The following is a 16,939-nucleotide window of genomic DNA, read 5'->3' as shown; positions in this document are numbered from 1 at the left end:
AGGAAAAAGAGTTTTATGCAAAAAAACTATATATAGAAAAAGGTGGTGTATTTGTCAAAGCAGAAAAGAATTAATGTAGATTTCCTACAAATAGTAGAGGGGGAGAATTTACATTCATAACGGTAGAGGAAGTGGCAGCAGATGAAAGAGTATATAGCGTTTGATATTGGCGGTACGCAAATTAAGTATGGTATTGTTTCAGAAATAGGGAGAGTATTAAAGCGTCAAACAGTTGCAACAGAAATTCATTTAGGCGGAGAACAAATTATTCAAAAACTTATATATGTATCCAAAAAAATAATGAATGAACATACTATTGCCGGAATCGGTATTAGCACTGCGGGAATTGTTGATATTAATAAAGGAATTGTGACGGGAGGCGCGGATCATATTCCGGGATATAGTACTATTCCTATTATTGATAGATTGCAAGAGATATTAAAAGTTCCAGTATCGATTGACAATGATGTGAATTGTGCAGCGTTTGGAGAAAAGTGGAATGGTAGTGGAAGAGAGAAAGATAACTTTATTATGCTCACCCTTGGAACAGGGATTGGAGGAGCAATTTTTATAGATGGAAAATTGTACCGAGGACATTCATTTAGTGCTGGTGAATGGGGGAATATGTTAATAGAAGGAAAAACGTTTGAAGAGGTTGCTTCGATTTCAGGATTAATTCGACTTGTAAGCAAATATAAAGGCAAAGGCAAGTGGAATGGGAAAAGAATTTTCGAGTTGTATGATAAAGGAGATCGGGAAGTTGCTCAAGCAGTTGGGATTTTCTTTAAACATTTGGCAATCGGAATTAGTAATCTTGCTTATATTTTTAATCCAGAAACGATTATTATTGGTGGAGGAATTACCGATAGAGGAAATGAGTTTTTAAAAGAAGTAAAAGAAGAGGTCAGTAAATACTTAAATCAAGAGATTTATAATAATTGTGAGATTGAACTTGCGCAAAACGGTAATTGTGCAGGAATGATTGGTGCTATTTACCACTTCTTACATCATCATAAGTAAATTATATGAATGTTTTCATATAACTGAGAATTTATCCTTTTTATCGCTAGGTAAATAATGCTACAATATAAGAGAAGAATACAATATTTTCCGATTCGGAAAATGCTTTGTAGAAAGGGAGAAACTTCATGCCTATTATTTTAGAAAAAGGTCAAAAGATCGATTTAACGAAAGGACAACCAAAAGTAGCAAAACTACAGGTTGGCTTAGGCTGGGATCCAATTGGGCAATCAGGTGGATTTCTGTCTTCATTATTTGGAAGTAAACCAAATGTAGATTGTGATGCATCTGTTGTTATGTTAGAAGGAGATCGTTTTTTAAACAAAAATGATTTAGTTTACTTCGGAAATAAACTTTCTACTTGTGGTAGTATTATTCATTCAGGAGATAATTTAACAGGTGAAGGCGCTGGTGATGACGAAACAATTTTCGTAGAATTACATAAAGTTCCAAGCCGTATTAATCGTTTAGTATTCGTTGTAAATATTTATGACTGTGTAAATCGTCGTCAAGATTTCGGGATGATTCGTAATGCATATATTCGTATTCAAAACCCGCAAACTGGTGAAGAATTAGCACGCTATAATTTATCGGATAATTATGCTGGCAAAACAACTCTAATTGCAGGTGAAATGTATCGTCACGGAAGTGAATGGAAGTTTTCAGCAGTTGGAGAAGGCACGCAAGATAAAAACTTAAGTGAGATTGTATCACGTTATCAATAAAATAACCGAGGAGGAATTGTATATGGCATCAATTTCATTGAAAAAGGGACAAAAGGTAGACTTAACAAAAACGAATCCAGGTCTTTCGAAAGTTCTTGTAGGACTTGGTTGGGACACGAATCGTTATGACGGACAAAACGATTTCGACTTAGATGTTAGTATTTTCTTAGTAGGCGCGAATGGTAAAGTTTCAGGAGCTGAAGATTTCGTTTTCTATAATAATCCAAAAGGTGCGAATGGTGCTGTAGAGCATTTAGGAGATAACCGCACTGGTGAAGGTGAAGGCGATGACGAAGCGATTAAAGTAGATTTGAAAAATGTTCCTGCTCACATCGAACGTATTTGTTTCACAATTACAATTTATGATGGAGAAGGCCGTAGCCAAAACTTCGGACAAGTTTCTAATTCTTTCGTACGTATTCTTGATGAAGAAAAGAATGCAGAATTAATTCGTTACGATTTAGGAGAAGATTTCTCTATTGAAACAGCCGTAGTAGTAGGTGAATTATATCGTCATGCAGGTGATTGGAAATTCAATGCAATCGGAAGTGGATTCCAAGGTGGATTAGCGTCTCTATGTAATAACTTTGGTTTAGATGTAGAGTAATAGATTTGATTTATATATCCATCGGTGAAATGTATGTTTACTGATGGATATATTTTTAAAGATAAAAATATAGAGGTGAATATAGATGGTTATTCAATTACAAAAAGGCCAGAAAATCGATTTAGGTAAGACAAGCCCTGGTTTAACAAAAGCAGTAATTGGTCTTGGATGGGATATTAAATCTTATGACGGCGGAGCCGATTTCGATTTAGATGCATCTGCCTTTTTATTAGATGCAAACGGAAAATGTACGAAGGAAACTGATTTTATCTTCTATAATAATTTACAGTCTCCTTGTGGATCTGTTTTACATACAGGAGATAACCGTACAGGTGAAGGTGAAGGTGACGATGAGCAACTTGTTGTGGATTTGAAGAAAGTTCCAGCAGATGTGCACAGAATTGCTATTACAGTTACGATTTATGATGCAGAAGGCCGTATTCAAAACTTTGGGCAAGTAGGAAATGCGTTTGTTCGTTTAGCGAATGAAGAAACGAGTGAAGAAGTTCTTCGTTTTGATTTAGGGGAAGATTTCTCCATCGAAACAGCAGTTGTCTTTTGTGAATTATACCGTCATAATGGACAGTGGAAGTTTAATGCAGTAGGAAGTGGATTCCAAGGTGGTTTAGGTGCGCTTGTAAGAGCGTATGGCTTGGATGCATAGAAAGGAAACGATATTCGTTTCCTTTTTTTGACCTTTCTATAAATCTAGCAAAGAATAGGGGATAAAGGTAAGATGAGTATTTTGCAAGGAATCCTTGATACGTATGCTCAGTTTTTCGACTTGGACATGTGGATTAAAGTGTTGCAGGATCCAGTATCTTGGGGATTAATTGGTACACTTGTTGTACTTGAAGGATTATTATCTGCTGATAACGCACTTGTGTTAGCGGTAATGGTAAAACATCTTCCGGAAGAAAAACGTAAAAAAGCATTATTCTATGGACTTATTGGAGCTTATGTGTTCCGCTTTATTGCGATTGGAATCGGAATGTTCTTAATTAAATTATGGTGGGTAAAACTTCTTGGTGCACTTTACCTTGCTTGGTTATCAGTAAAATACTTTATTGATAAGCGTAAAGGTGCAAGTGAAGAAGACGAAGCTCACGGTATGAATCAAAATAGTATTCTCTTTAGAATGTTTGGTGTCTTCTGGGGAACAGTTGCGATGGTTGAATTAATGGATATCGCATTCTCTGTAGATAGCGTACTTGCTGCATTTGGTGTATCTAATGAAGTTTGGATTTTACTATTAGGCGGAATGCTAGGTATTTTAATGATGCGTGGTATTGCTGGTGTATTCTTAAAATTGTTAGAGCGTATTCCAGAGCTTGAAACGACAGCATACATTTTAATCTTAATTATTGCAGCAAAAATGTTACTGTCTTTAATCGAGATTGAGATTAGTCATACACTATTCTTTATTATTTTAGTTGTAGCATTTGGAGCAACATTTATACTTCACTACATGAAGAATTCTGGACAAGCTAGAGAAGAAGTTGCAGCTACTAAAGAAGACAATAAATAATTGAAATGGGTTTGCTCGTTTTGCGAGCGCCCATTTTTTATAACCAAAAATAGTTTATAATAGAAGAAGGACTTAGAAAAAACGTAAATGTTTTTGGAGGTGAACTGTTGTGTTTTCACGTTTTACACTTCAACCATATGCATTAAAAGATGAATCAGATTTAAAGCAATTTGAAACGCTTTTAGAAAAACGCCCACAATATGAGCTGACAGAGAATGAGATGAAATTTAGTTATATAGCATGTCGAATCCTTGGTGTTCCTAATGATGTAGATGAATATTTTAATGAACTGTTTGATTATAGTGAAGCTAAAGGAATCGAAGTTTTACACGAACAAAATTTAAACAAAGTGATTGATTCGGAAAAGCTTCGTCATATTCAAGAAGTGTTCGGATTACATCAAGAAGCGCCAAATGGTCTGACAGTAAATAGGCTAGTTGCACACTTATCTGGGAAACAACTTTTACCGAAAGTAGACAATCCTGATTTACAGCATTACATACATACGACGTTTATTTCACTATTGAAATTATATGAGAAGCAACATAATCAGTCGTTAAAGACAGAAGGCTTCCGTCGTTTCTTAATCGACATAATTAAACTAAGCGAAAATTACGTAGCGAAGTGGTTCTCTACGATTAATTATAAGAAACAAATGCCGCGTATCATTTGGTACGGTGATGCACAGGAAAGCCGTATATATTTCTTATACTTTCTTATTATGCTCGGTTGTGATGTGCTTTATTATCACCCAGAAGGAAAAGATGGATTTGAAAATATTGATGAAGAGGGAAGAACTTTTGTTGTATCTCATTCAAGTCGCATTTCGCTTGAACCATTCCCTGATCGTCGCCGTGAGCGTGTTGCAACAGTAGCGTATCAAGCTTCGAAAGAAATTGAACAAGTACTTCACCACGATAATTCACTGCTGTACAAGCCGTGGCAATTCCGTTCCTATACGCCTGTAGCACGTACGTTAAAAACGACATATGATGAACTCTTTTTAATTACGAAAGAAAAGGCGTTTGTACGCCCGACATTCTTTGTTGAAAATAAACACATTTATATTCCTTCTTTATTTGCGAAAATATCAGGCGTTTCAAAGAATGATAAAGAATATTTTCAACGATTAAAGGCTGTTACATCATTTGATAACAGTTTATTAATTAATACCTTCCCGTTTACGAAAGAGCAAAAAGCAAACTTCCAATATCATTATCGAGATGCATTGGACCGGGCTGGAAAATTGCATCCTGATCTAATTATGAATAGCCATTGGTGGCCGCATAAGCGTTTACCGGAAGGTTTACAGCATGGGATTGCAGAGGCGATTATCCATACGTGCGAAAGTGAAATGTGCAAACCAATTGCGAAAGAGACGAAACAAGATGTAGCGCTATATGTTTTCGCGCAACTTTCTCAAATACCACCGAATATTTTAGAACAGCTTGAGAAATTTGATTATTCACAAGATGTACCGAAAATTGTTATATTTAATAATGAGAAGAGTGGAGAGTTAACTCGTTCTGATGCTGTTTTATTACTATTTTTGAATCAAATTGGAGTAGATGTATTCCATTTCAATCCAACGGGAAGAAACGATATTGAACCGTATATTGAAGCGGGGGCATTTGATTCACATTGGCTTGAAGAGGTTAATTTCGATCTTGAGTTTCATGGTTCATCAGCCTATAAAAATTTATCACAAACAATAAAAGGACTATTTCGTCCATTTTTATAAGGAAAGGGAGAATACCATATGAATAACCCAGTCGTACTAGATCCGAAAACAGAATTAAATGAACAAACAGCACAAGATGTTCGCTTACAACTTAGACAAGATGCGGATGTACAACGTATTTATAATGCGGTAGATATTAAAGATCAATTAGAATTAATTGAACTTGGAAAAGAACCTTCTATGGAAATTTCACGTTTTGCTGATCAAATTTTACATACAATGTCATTATCAAAGATAGAAGATTCTGGTGAATTATTAAAACAGCTTGGTAAAATTATGGACCGATTTGATAGTAAAGACTTTGCGGAAGAAAAAAGTGGTTTCTTCTCACGTATGTTCAAAAAAGCGGATAAAATGATAGAACAAATCTTTAGTAAATATCAAACGATGGGCCGCGAAATTGATAAAGTTTATGTGGAAATTACGAAGTACCAAGATGAGATGAAAAAATCAATTGGTACGTTAGATGGCTTGTATGAGCAAAACTTAAAATATTATTTAGACTTAGAGAAGTACGTAGTAGCAGGAGAAATGTTATTAGAGCGTTTAAATACAGAGTTAGTTCCGATGTATGAAGAGCGTGTACGTAATAATGATCAATTAGCAGGTATTGAATTAGAGTCGCTTAAAAACTCTGTTGAAATTTTAGAACAGCGTATTGACGATTTAGAAAAAGCACGTATGGTTGCGTTACTTACAGCACCACAAATTCGTATGATTCAACGTGGTAATAATAAATTAATTGGTAAAATCAATACAGCATTTATTACAACGATTCCTATCTTTAAAAATGGTATCATTCAAGCGGTAAATGCCAAGCGCCAAAAGCTTGTTGCAGATTCTATGGCTGAACTGGATCGCCGTACAAATGAATTACTTAAGAAAAATGCACAAAATATCGCAACGCAAAGTGTAGAAGTAGCGAGATTATCAGGTTCTTCTAGTATTAAGATGGAAACACTTGAGGAAACTTGGAACATTATTTCAAGAGGTATGCAAGAAACACAACAAATTGAAGAACAAAATAAACGTGAGCGTGAAGAAAGCCGCAAGCGTATGGCTACATTAACAGAGAATATCAAAAAAGAATTACAAGGATAAAGTGAAACTTTAATCAGTGGGGTTTTGTTCATCCCCACCGATTATTACCCTTCACCAATTGGACATTTATGGGCAGTTAATCCATCACCTAACTTCTTTGCTCAAACTGAATTTTGAGGTGGGAGTTTTACTGCACGGAAAATAGTAGGATAAATGAAAAGGCAATGAGGACTATTCCTCATTGCCTTTTAGTTTCTCTTCACTAATTTAATAATCTCATTCACAATAAGTGGAATGATACTTAATAAGAGAACAAATCCCCAATCTCGCATCGTTAATGCATGTACACCGAATATATTTGCAAGGGGCGGGATGGAGATGATACAAACTTGCATAAGAACACCGATAAGAAGAGAGAAAACTAAATATTTATTTGTAAAGATCCCAATTGAAAAAATTGATTTCGTTCTTGAACGCAAGTTAAATGAATGAACGAGCTGAGAAAAACTAAGAACGACAAATGCCATCGTTTGAGCGTGTAATAGAGCATCGTCATCAATTCGCTCTGGGAAAAGAGGAAATAAATTTGTATCTCCAGTATAGAATTTTGCTCCGGCGATAAAAGCTATTAGCGTTAAAAGTCCAATGATAACTCCATTGAAAATCAGGAAAGGAACGCTGCCACTAAATAAGCTTTCTTTCGCATGTCGTGGTTTTTCCTTCATCACATCTGGATCTTCAGGATCAACCCCAAGTGATAATGCAGGCAGTGTATCTGTAATTAAATTCACCCACAAAATATGAATAGGTCGTAGTGGTGTTGCCCAGCCGAGTAAAATCGCTAAAAATAAAGCGATAATTTCTCCGAAGTTACAAGAGAGTAGGAAGAGAATTGATTTTTTTATGTTACGATAAATATTTCTACCTTCTTCAACGGCTTTCACAATAGATGAGAAATTATCATCTGTTAACACGACGTCTGCTGCCCCTTTTGCAACGTCTGTTCCTGTAATGCCCATCGCAACGCCAACATCAGCTTGCTTTAAAGATGGTGCATCATTGACACCATCACCAGTCATAGAAACGATATTTCCTTTCGCGCGTAATGCCTTTACAATTTTCACTTTATGCTCTGGAGAGACTCTAGCGAATACATTTAAATGATTAATTTTGCTAGCTAGTTCTGTATCAGAAATGTTATCTAATTCAGTTCCAATCATAATTTCCGATATTTCTTCAGCAATGCCAAGTTCTTTGGCAATTGCAAAGGCGGTATCTTTATGGTCACCAGTAATCATAACTGTGCGAATACCGGCTTTTTTACATTCTTTAATTGAATCTTTCACTTCAGTTCGTGGTGGATCAATCATACCGACAAGACCAATAAAGATAAGATTTTTTTCAAGATGATTTATATCCACATCGTTTGAATCGTATTGTTTAAATGCGAATGAAAGTACTCTTAAAGCTTCTTGAGACATTGCTCGGGCAGCTTCTAATATTTGATTTTTATCAGAATCAGTTAAAATCTCGATTTTGCCGTTTTTAAAAATATGGGTACATCGAGGTAAGAGCTTATCAATAGCGCCTTTCGTCATGCTATAGTAGCTTTCATCGTATGTATGTACAGTTGACATCATTTTACGATCTGAATCGAAAGGTACTTCGTTAACACGTTCATGTATTTTTTCTAAATGATCTTTTTGCATGTTAAAAGTGGTTCCAGCAACGAGAAGTGCAATTTCAGTCGGGTCTCCCGTTTGTGATTCGTTATTGTAAGATGCATCATTACATAGCACCATATTTTCTAACAATAGACGTTGCGCATCATTATTTACATTTAAACTTTCTAAGCGATCGTATGTGTTATCACTATAAAAGTGAGTAACGGTCATTTTATTTTGCGTTAACGTACCTGTTTTATCTGAACAAATAATTGTGACAGAACCGAGGGCTTCAACAGCTGGTAGTTTGCGAATGATAACGTTTTGTTTAATCATACGTTGCACACCAATTGCAAGAACGATGGAAACGATAGCTGGCAAGCCTTCTGGGATAGCTGCAACGGCTAAACTAATAGCAGTCATAAACATTTCTAACGTATCCCGGCCTTGTAAAAAACCGATGAGGAACATAACGATACAAATAGCTACAGCGACAAAGCCTAAATATTTTCCGACTTGTGCTAAGCTTTTTTGAAGTGGTGTCATATCATCGTCTGCTTCATGTAAAAGGGTAGCAATCTTACCAATTTGTGAGTTCATTCCAGTTTCAACAGCAACACCGACGCCTCTTCCATATGTTACAAGAGTAGACATAAAGGCCATGTTTTTTTGATCGCCGAGTGGTACTTGCTCATCACGTTGCATGGAAGGGTGGTAGATTGCATCTTTATCAACAGGGACAGATTCACCAGTTAGAGCAGATTCTTCAACTTTTAAATTTGCGGTTTCGATAAGGCGTAAATCGCAGGGGATATATCGTCCGGCGTCGAGCATAACGATATCCCCTGGAACGACGTGCTCAGATGGAATTTCTTTTAGTTCACCATTTCTCTTGACGATAGCTTTAGGTGTTGCCATCTTTTTCAATGCCTCTAAAGCTTGTTCTGCTTTCGATTCTTGGACAACACCGATAACAGCATTTAAAACTACAACAAGCGCGATAATACTGGCATCCGCCCATTCACCTACAAAGGCAGAAATAAGGGCAGCAATAATAAGGACATATACGAGGACGTCATTAATTTGGGCGAAAATACGCTGCCATAAAGTGCGTTTTTGTTTTGTAGCTAATTCATTAGAACCGTATTGCTTTAAACGTTCACTTACAATCTCATCTGTTAAACCGTTTTGTTCGTTTGTTTCTAGGTCAATCAATGTTTGATCTTTCGTCTTACTGTACCAATTGCTCATAAGTAAGCACCTCCAGTAAAAACAGTTAGCAATGGTAGTGTTGCTATTATTTGTGAGTAGTATGTATGGAGAAAAAATCTAAGGTGAGGTTCTACTTCTATTGTACAATATTTTACAGTTGGTTGAGGGAAAGAGAAGAGTTGTCATGAATTTGTTGGAAATAAAAAAGAGCCTCATAATAAGAGAGGCTTTTTTACTTTTTAATTAATGTACCTAATTCTTCTGTAATAGCTTGCATTTCACTAATGCTGAATGTTTCACGTTTCATAACATGATCATAAATGTCACGTAAATCTTCGTACATTTCTTCGTTAAAACTAGCAGCTCTCATCGCTCCAGCATTAACCATACGTAATTTTTCTTTAATAGCTTCGACCATGTATTCAACGTTTTCTTCTGACTTTACGGATAAATCCACCGAAGTGTCCCCCTTTAAAATAACATAAGGCTATCTTAACATTTTTTATCATTTTCGTTAATGGATCTTTTCAATCCTATTAAATTAGTAGGGATTTCCTTTATATTTAATAATTGGTTGTTTATACTATAAGTATATATTAAGAAATGCACCAAGAAGGGAAGAAACAAAAATATGGTTCAAGTATTGTTTGTTTGTCTTGGGAACATTTGCCGTTCTCCGATGGCAGAAGCGATTTTTCGAAATCTTGTCGTAAAAGAGGGACTTGAAGAGAAAATTGTCATTGATTCTGCAGGAACTGGAGATTGGCATGTTGGCCATCCGCCACATAAAGGAACACAAAAAATTTTAAAAGAAAATGCAGTCACTTTTGAAGGAATTAAAGCAAGGCAAGTAGAAAAAGAAGACTTAACAAAGTTTGATTATATTATTGCCATGGACAACAAGAATATAGCAGATTTAAAAAGTTTAGGTAAAACTGGAGGCTATATTGGTAGGCTGTCCGACTTTGTTCCAGACGGTGGCTGGACAGACGTTCCTGACCCTTACTATACAGGGAATTTCCAAGAAGTATATGACCTTGTAACAGAAGGGTGTGCAAAGCTATTAGCTTTCATTCGAAATGAACAAGGAATATGAGGAAGCTTAGAAAGAAATACTTTCTAACATAAGAAATGAAAGGGTGAAGGAATATGGCAAAGAAAAATAATATTGCTCGAAACATTGCGATTGGTGTAGCTGCAGGTGTAGCTGTATCCATGTTAAAGAAAGAAAACCGCGAAAAAGTAAAAAATACAGCAGAAAAAGCAAAAACAAAGATGATTGAAATTGGTGAAAATGCAAAGATCAAAGAAAAAGTGCAAACTGTTACAGATAAAGGACGCGAACTTGCTGATTTCAATGTGGTAAAAGCGAAAGTAGCAGAAATTAAAAAATTAACGCCATCTGTTGTAGAGACGTTAAAAGAAACGAAAGAAATTTTTAGTAAGAAAAAAGTTGAGCCAGAAGAAAAGCCAGAAACGATTGAAATTCAAGCTGTATCTCCAAAGGTAGATGAGTTGAAAGTAGAAGAAGAGCCAATAGTTGCTGAAGATGGTGGTATGAAAGAAGCACGTGAATTATTTATGAAAGACTCAAATGCAGTGGAAAAAAAAACTGAAGCGTACATTGAGTTAAAGCAAGATAAAGAAGAGAAGAAAAGCGTTTAAACATATATGAGAAAAATTTTAGAAAAGGTGAGAAGAAATCGTACTTATTCGTTTGGTAAAGATTTATATGACCGGACGATGCGCGATGATGTAGCGGGCTTGGCAGCACAGCTCGCTTATTTCTTCTTGCTTGCAATTTTTCCTGGGCTCGTTTTCTTAATTACGCTTCTTGGATTTATTCCCATTCAAACAGAGGATGTGCTTAGTTTATTAGAGGTTTATGTACCAGATGATGCAATGAACTTAATTGAGGTAAATGTAGATAAAGTTGTAAACCAGCAAAATGGTGGTTTATTATCATTTGGTTTATTATCCATGTTATGGTTTGCCTCAAATGGTGTTAATGCGGTTATGAATGCTTTTAACCGCGCTTATGACGTGAAGGAAACACGTTCTTTTATTACAACAAGAGCGTTATCAATTGTGTTTACATTAGCTATTATTTTTATGATTGTCTTTGCGTTAATTGTTCCGGTATTCGGACAAGTTATTGGAGCAGCAGTGTTTAAAGCACTCGGTTTATCAGATAGTTTTTCTTTCGTATGGAGCATTACACGATTAGTAGCGAGTTTCTTCGTGCTATTTGCTTTGTTTAGTTTCTTATATACATTTGCACCAGATCGAAAGTTAAAAAGAAGAGAAGTTATTTCAGGGGCGTTATTTGCTACTGTAGGATGGATTGTGGTATCGTACTCATTTGCTTATTATGTAGATAAGTTTGCGAATTACGCCAATACATATGGTGGTCTCGGTGGTATCATTATTTTAATGTTATGGTTTTACTTAACTGGATGGGTAATTTTACTTGGCGGTGAAATTAATGGTTTACTCCACCATTATAGAACCGGTGACAATAATTCCCGTAATGAATAATGAGCTCTTGTTCCATAATAAAAAGGAACAGGGGGGATATTTCATGAGTAATAATAAAAAGAACCATAATAATAAAAGTAATAATAAACAAAAGAGCAGTTCGCATCCAAAGCATAAAACGAGTAGCAGTGCGAACGGTCATAATAGCTATCATTAAAAAAAACGGGTCCTCTATGAGGGACCCGTTTTATTTGCTTCCTTTTAATAATCGTAAGCCATTCAAAATGACAAGAATCGTACTTCCTTCATGGCCAATAACACCGAATGGAAGAGCTAAAAATTGCAAGAAGTTTGAACAAATTAGCATGGCAATAACGGCTAGCGAAAAGATTACGTTTTGCTTCACAATACGATTCATTCGTTTTGATAGACGGATCGCTTGAGAAAGACGAGATAGTTCGTTCTTCATCAGTACAACATCCGCAGTTTCTAAAGCTACATCTGTTCCTTCTCCCATTGCGACACCAATGCTAGCAGTAGCTAGTGCAGGTGCATCATTTATACCGTCTCCGACCATTGCTACTGTACCGTATTTTTCTTTTAACTTTTTAATCGTTTCAACTTTTGTTTCTGGTAAGCATGATGCGTAATATTCCTTTATATTACTTTCAGAGGCAATTGCTTTTGCCGTTTCTTCATTATCTCCAGTAATCATAATTGCTTCGACACCAATGCTTTGTAAATCACGAATAGCAGCTATTGTTTCTTGGCGAAGCGTATCTTTTAAAGCGATAAGTCCAAGAATGCCTCCCTCATCACTAATATAAACGACAGTTTTACCTTCCTTTTCAAGTGAGGCAGAAATACCATTATGAAATGTTTTTGTTTCTTCACCGATAAAATCAGCTTTACCTATTTTATAAGCGTTGTTTTCGAATATTCCTTTTAGCCCAAAACCAGTTACATCTTCAACCTTTTCTGGTTTTTTTAATGTAATGTCGTACGCATGTTGTGCATATTTAACAATAGATTCAGCCAAAGGATGTGTAGAGTGACTTTCAATTGATGCTGTAATAGAAAGTACTTCTTTTTCTGTCATATTTTCTCGAACATATATATCTGTTACGGTAGGTTTACCTTCCGTTAATGTTCCTGTTTTATCAAAGGCGATTGCTTTTACTGAAGCGAGGCGTTCTAAATGTATGCCACCTTTAAAGAGAATTCCATTTCTTGCTCCGTTAGAAATGGCTGATAACGTTGCTGGTGTAATGGCAGCAACGAGTGCACAAGGAGATGCGACTACAAGTAAGATCATAGCGCGATAAAACGTTTCATTCCAGCTCCAGTCAAGTAAGAAATGAGGAACGAACATCATAAGCGCAACAACGAGTAGTACACCTTTTACGTATGTTCCTTCAAACTTTTCGATGAATAGTTGTGATGGTGATTTTTCACTTTGTGCACTTTGTACGAGACGAATAATCTTTTGGAATAATGTTTGATCGCTCGGCTTCGTAATTTTAACTTCGATAGCACCACGTAAATTTACAGTACCTGCAAATACTTCATCGCCATATCTTTTCTCATTTGGAATAGGTTCTCCCGTGATTGCTGCTTCATCGATATTTGTTTCACCGTTATGAATCGTACCGTCAGCAGGAACACGTTCACCTGGTTTAATTAAAATAATGTCGTTAATTTGTAACTCTCCAACAGGAATACGTTCCTCTGTTCCGTTGGAAATGCGTAATGCTTCTTCGGGTTGTAAGTCAAGAAGAGCGGAAATCTCTTTTTGGCTCTTACTTAATGTATAAGATTCCATAGCACCGCTGAGCGCAAAGATGAAGATTAAAATAGCCCCTTCTGCCCAGTAGCCAATAATTGCAGCACCGATAGCTGCAAAGAGCATTAGCATTTCAACATTTAGCTCTTTTTCTTCAATCGTATCTTCAATGCCTTCTTTAGCTTTTGCATATCCACCAACTATATAAGCAAGGATATAGCAAGTAATACCTACATTCATTGCATCGTTCTTTGTGAATAGCCAGCCAGCTAAAATAAAAATACCAGATGCCACTGCAAATACAAGTTCATAATGTTTTTTTAATGTGTCCCATAAAGAGGGATGAGAAATTGTTTCTTTTGCGTGTAACGTTTTTACTTCTGAGTTCATTACTACTCGCTCCTTCCGAATTCTTATTGAGAAAAATAATCAAAATCGAAACCCCTATAAAACGACGAAAGCTGCCATCCATAATGGATAGCAGCATTTCTGTTGAATCTGTTTTTAATAGTTATTATGTTGTAATTATTCTATAGTATATCATATGTTTTTATGAGATGGTACGGTTTTGTTTCAAGTATAAACGGAAAACTTGTGTTTTCGCAATTCCTTTGGTATATATGAATATTGTTCATAAAAAGGTCGGAAAGGAAGACAACAAGTGAAGACAGAGAAATTTTTTACCCATCCGATTGGCGTATTTATTGCTGCAATAGTAGCAACTTTTTTATGGGGAAGCGCATTTCCTTTTATTAAGTTAAGTTATGCTGAACTTGGAATTCAACCACAAGAAGTTGGAGAACAAATATTATTTGCCGGTTATCGTTTCTTGTTATCTGGAGTCATGCTCTTATTATTCTTTAAAGTGTTAGGAAAAGATATGAGCTTCAAAAAAGGAACGGGGAAACAGTTAATACAAATTGGTTTATTCCAAACGTTTCTTCAATATATCTGTTTTTACATTGGAATGAGTTATAGTTCAGGAATTGAAGGAGCTATCATTTCAGGGACATCATCATTCTTTCAAATTTTACTCGCCCATTTTTTATATAAAGATGATGCTCTCAATATAAGAAAAATAATTGGGGTATCGATTGGTTTTTGTGGCGTCATTTTAGTAAATGTGCCGAGTGATGGTAGCTTATCATTTCATTTTGGAATCGGAAGCTTATTACTTCTTAGTGCAGCAATGCTGTATTCATATGGAAACATATTAGCAAAAGAAGGTAGTAAAACATTAGATGTTGGCTATATGACAGCATACCAAATGATGTTTGGTTCTATAGGATTATTATGTATAGGGGCTTTACAAGTTGGAGTCATGCCATTTACATTTAGTCTACATGCACTACTTATGCTGATTTATTTATCTTTCTTATCTGCAGCTGGTTTTTGCATTTGGAATACAATTATGAAGTACAACAAGGTTGGAAAAGTATCTATGTATATGTTCTTTATACCCGTATTTGGTGTGTTATTATCGAGCATGATTTTAGGTGAAGCAATTCATTCATTTGTGCTACTCGGTTTAGCATGTGTAGCCGCGGGAATTATTGTGGTAAATCGAACGCCAGCTAAGCAAAAAATGGAGCAAGAAAAACAAGTAGCATAGAGAGCAGAAAAGCGATTACAATGGAAGAACAGTACTGTTCTTCTTTTTTTCATAGAAAAAGGATAATAGACTAAGTGTAACGAAAAAAGATACAAAAAGCATTTATTGAGGAGAACATGTTATGAATCTACTTTACGTGGTGTTAATTGGGCAAATACTTCTTTTTTTAATTGGTGCAATTTATGCAATGCGGCAGACAAAAAGAACGAAAGATAATATGCCGTTACCTTTAGTAATCCGTCTTATTCTTAGTTTTTCTTTAACAGGTAGTGCAATTTGGATATGGTTACAAGATCCATCTGTAGAGTATAGTACGTGGGTTGCACTTGGTATGACTTTATCGACTGTGGGAGATTTGTTTATGGCTGGGCTGATTCCAATTGGTCACAGGTTAATTGGAGGGATGGTTACTTTCGCTCTTGCTCATTGTTTTTATGTAAAAGCATTTTTGCAAACAGGAATTTCGTGGAATGGTTTTTGGATTGGTTTACTCGTATATGGGCTCTTTCTAATTGTAGGATGGTTCTTCTTTATCCGAAATGATAAACAGGATAAATTGTTTACGATAGGAGCTCTAATTTACGGATTGTGGGTTGGAGGAATGGCTTGCTTTGCATTCGCCTTATATTATGAAAATACAGGGATATGGTGGATACCAGCGTTTGGTGGTTTACTATTTGTGATTTCTGATTTTATTATTGGCGTGACAGATATCGGAGGGCGTAAATTGAAGTATGAGCCACTTTGGATTTGGTTTACATATGTAGCTGCTCAAATGTGTATTGTATATGTGGGATTATAAAAAGATACTCTCAAAATAGTGAATAGACTATTTTGAGAGTATCTTTTTTGCTTGTTTAATTTGATCAGTATTACCATTTTGAAATTTCTAATATTATAATTTTATAATTCGGAATTTTGTAGAAAAATATCGGTTGTATTATTTATAATAAAAGTAAAAAGATGATGAGATGGTGAAATGATGCAAAAGAAAAAACATTGGCGTGAATTCTTTGGAACTATTGCAATCGCATGTTTATTGGTGTTTTTGGCGAAAATTTTTGTGTTTTTCCCTACGACTGTAAAAGGAGCATCTATGAGGCCAACGTTGCAAGATGGAGATAAGGTGATTGTTAATAAGTTAGCAAAACAATTTGAAAGCTATGGGAGAGAAGATATTATTGTTATGAAAACAGATAATTTTTATGTCAAAAGAGTGATTGGATTACCTGGAGATATAATTGAGATGAGAAATGATCAATTATATGTAAATTCTGAAGTGAAAGATGAAGAGTATTTGGATAGTAATAAAAAACAAGCAGAAAAAAAACTTATGAATTTAACAGAGGACTTTGGACCAATTACAGTTCCCGAAAATAAGATTTTTGTTATGGGAGATAATCGCTTAATAAGTAAAGATAGTAGAAATGGTTTAGGTTTTATTGATAGAGAAGATGTGTTAGGAAAGTTGGCAGGCATTTATTATCCGTTTGAACATATGAAAATAATAAAGTAAAAAACCAAGCAA

At 35.5% G+C, this 16,939-nt stretch carries 16 protein-coding genes; 13 read left to right on the top strand and 3 right to left on the bottom strand.

Going from position 1 to position 16,939, the window contains the following annotated elements; all coding sequences use genetic code 11:
• Positions 1-141: 141 nt before the first annotated feature.
• The 7 genes from ACUN13_RS21405 to ACUN13_RS21375 all read left to right on the top strand — a co-directional run bounded on the left by ACUN13_RS21405 (position 142) and on the right by ACUN13_RS21375 (position 6,722).
• Positions 142-1,020, top strand: coding sequence for an ROK family protein (locus tag ACUN13_RS21405; protein ID WP_000666117.1), 879 nt, complete (start codon positions 142-144; stop codon positions 1,018-1,020).
• A 128-nt stretch (positions 1,021-1,148) separates the two neighbouring features.
• Positions 1,149-1,745, top strand: coding sequence for a TerD family protein (locus ACUN13_RS21400; RefSeq protein WP_001121586.1), 597 nt, complete (start codon positions 1,149-1,151; stop codon positions 1,743-1,745).
• 22 nt (positions 1,746-1,767) lie between these two features.
• The gene (locus tag ACUN13_RS21395) at positions 1,768-2,352 is read left to right on the top strand and encodes a TerD family protein (RefSeq protein ID WP_000146726.1); all 585 of its coding nucleotides are present in this window, start codon (positions 1,768-1,770) and stop codon (positions 2,350-2,352) included.
• 85 nt (positions 2,353-2,437) lie between these two features.
• Positions 2,438-3,016, top strand: coding sequence for a TerD family protein (locus ACUN13_RS21390; protein WP_445423944.1), 579 nt, complete (start codon positions 2,438-2,440; stop codon positions 3,014-3,016).
• 72 nt (positions 3,017-3,088) lie between these two features.
• Positions 3,089-3,880, top strand: coding sequence for a TerC family protein (locus tag ACUN13_RS21385; protein WP_000025704.1), 792 nt, complete (start codon positions 3,089-3,091; stop codon positions 3,878-3,880).
• A gap of 109 nt (positions 3,881-3,989) precedes the next feature.
• Positions 3,990-5,621, top strand: a complete 1,632-nt coding sequence (locus tag ACUN13_RS21380; RefSeq protein WP_000492859.1) for a YceG family protein — start codon at positions 3,990-3,992, stop codon at positions 5,619-5,621.
• An 18-nt stretch (positions 5,622-5,639) separates the two neighbouring features.
• Positions 5,640-6,722, top strand: coding sequence for a toxic anion resistance protein (locus tag ACUN13_RS21375; RefSeq protein ID WP_001064409.1), 1,083 nt, complete (start codon positions 5,640-5,642; stop codon positions 6,720-6,722).
• Between the two features lie 188 nt (positions 6,723-6,910).
• Here ACUN13_RS21375 and ACUN13_RS21370 read toward each other — a convergent pair whose 3' ends face one another.
• Together ACUN13_RS21370 and ACUN13_RS21365 are read right to left on the bottom strand one after the other, a co-directional pair.
• Positions 6,911-9,577, bottom strand: coding sequence for a cation-translocating P-type ATPase (locus ACUN13_RS21370; protein WP_025687049.1), 2,667 nt, complete (start codon positions 9,575-9,577; stop codon positions 6,911-6,913).
• A gap of 193 nt (positions 9,578-9,770) precedes the next feature.
• Positions 9,771-9,995, bottom strand: coding sequence for a DUF1128 domain-containing protein (locus ACUN13_RS21365; RefSeq protein WP_000366196.1), 225 nt, complete (start codon positions 9,993-9,995; stop codon positions 9,771-9,773).
• A gap of 174 nt (positions 9,996-10,169) precedes the next feature.
• Between ACUN13_RS21365 and ACUN13_RS21360 the strand changes: the two genes are divergently transcribed.
• The 3 genes from ACUN13_RS21360 to ACUN13_RS21350 are packed head-to-tail and all read left to right on the top strand — an operon-like array spanning position 10,170 to position 12,076.
• The gene (locus ACUN13_RS21360; RefSeq protein WP_000250916.1) at positions 10,170-10,634 is read left to right on the top strand and encodes a low molecular weight protein-tyrosine-phosphatase; all 465 of its coding nucleotides are present in this window, start codon (positions 10,170-10,172) and stop codon (positions 10,632-10,634) included.
• Between the two features lie 53 nt (positions 10,635-10,687).
• On the top strand, positions 10,688-11,203 hold the full coding sequence (locus tag ACUN13_RS21355) for a DUF4075 domain-containing protein (RefSeq protein WP_001085389.1): 516 nt from the start codon (positions 10,688-10,690) through the stop codon (positions 11,201-11,203).
• 6 nt (positions 11,204-11,209) lie between these two features.
• On the top strand, positions 11,210-12,076 hold the full coding sequence (locus ACUN13_RS21350) for a YihY/virulence factor BrkB family protein (protein WP_001226536.1): 867 nt from the start codon (positions 11,210-11,212) through the stop codon (positions 12,074-12,076).
• Positions 12,077-12,263: 187 nt separating this feature from the next.
• Here ACUN13_RS21350 and ACUN13_RS21345 read toward each other — a convergent pair whose 3' ends face one another.
• Positions 12,264-14,189 (bottom strand): heavy metal translocating P-type ATPase, encoded by a 1,926-nt coding sequence (locus ACUN13_RS21345; RefSeq protein WP_001083750.1) that lies wholly within the window; start codon positions 14,187-14,189, stop codon positions 12,264-12,266.
• 271 nt (positions 14,190-14,460) lie between these two features.
• Here ACUN13_RS21345 and ACUN13_RS21340 point away from each other — a divergent pair, with 271 nt between their 5' ends.
• The 3 genes from ACUN13_RS21340 (at position 14,461) to lepB (ending at position 16,927) form a co-directional block, all read left to right on the top strand.
• Positions 14,461-15,411 carry a DMT family transporter gene (locus tag ACUN13_RS21340; protein WP_000845696.1) on the top strand — a complete coding sequence of 317 codons (951 nt, stop codon included), beginning with the start codon at positions 14,461-14,463 and terminating at the stop codon, positions 15,409-15,411.
• 121 nt (positions 15,412-15,532) lie between these two features.
• Positions 15,533-16,213: a lysoplasmalogenase gene (locus ACUN13_RS21335; protein WP_001051082.1), complete on the top strand. Its 681-nt coding sequence runs from the start codon at positions 15,533-15,535 to the stop codon at positions 16,211-16,213.
• Between the two features lie 177 nt (positions 16,214-16,390).
• Positions 16,391-16,927, top strand: a complete 537-nt coding sequence (gene lepB / locus ACUN13_RS21330) for a signal peptidase I (protein ID WP_025687051.1) — start codon at positions 16,391-16,393, stop codon at positions 16,925-16,927.
• Positions 16,928-16,939: the final 12 nt, after the last annotated feature.

It is taken from the genome of Bacillus cereus group sp. Bce041 (assembly GCF_052646455.1).
The sequence above is the reverse complement of the archived record's forward strand: the minus strand, read 5'-3'. Positions and strand labels throughout refer to the sequence as shown.